General features: G+C 73.3%; 1 pseudogene. It reads right to left on the reverse strand.

The features are described 5' to 3' along the window. Positions 1-339: pseudogene (locus G3I42_RS04260) on the reverse strand (hypothetical protein); the annotation flags it as partial. Between the last annotated feature and the right edge of the window lie 316 nt (positions 340-655).

Raw genomic sequence — 655 nt, forward strand, 5'->3', positions numbered from 1 at the left:
GCCCCGCGCGAGCGCCCAGCCCAGCCGCTCCTGCGCGCTGCTCAGCTTGCGGGAGCGGGCGATGGCCCGGTCCAGGCGCGCGCCACCGCGCAGCGCGAGCCGGAAGGCCAGCAGGTCCCCGAGCACGGAGGCCACCGCCGCGCAGGCGGCGAGCAGCACCACGTGCGGGATCTGGCTCACGTGCGGGCTCGCCGAAGCCGTCGCGGCGGCCGCCGTCGCCGCCATCACGACCAGCACGCCGCTGGGCAGTACGGGGAGGAAGACATCGAGCGCGACCGAGAGCGCGATGACCGCGTACATCCATGGGCTGCCGGTCAGCGGCCCCAGGCTCTCGAACACCGAAAACTCCCGGTCATGGACAGCGCCACGCTGTCGCACGAGGGGCGGCAAGGGCGATCGGATCTCAGCCATACAGCGTACGCGGACTGATCACAGGGAGCTTTGCCGGGGGGTGCGCTTGTAGGACATCTCACGTTCACCCACGTGCCCCACCCGAGCGGCGCCCGGCCGCCCCGTCCCGTACGAGTGAAGGCACCGCAGGTAAGCGAACGGGGACCGAGCGCGAGGAGCAGCAGATGGTGTCAGGAAGGGTCGCCGGGGCCGTCGCCGCGGCCGTGCTGGCGGCGGCCGGGGCGAGTGGCCAGGCAGTCGCCGT

Origin of the sequence: Streptomyces sp. SID11385 (genome assembly GCF_010548245.1) — a bacterium.
In the GTDB taxonomy this organism is placed as follows: Bacteria; Actinomycetota; Actinomycetes; order Streptomycetales; family Streptomycetaceae; genus Streptomyces.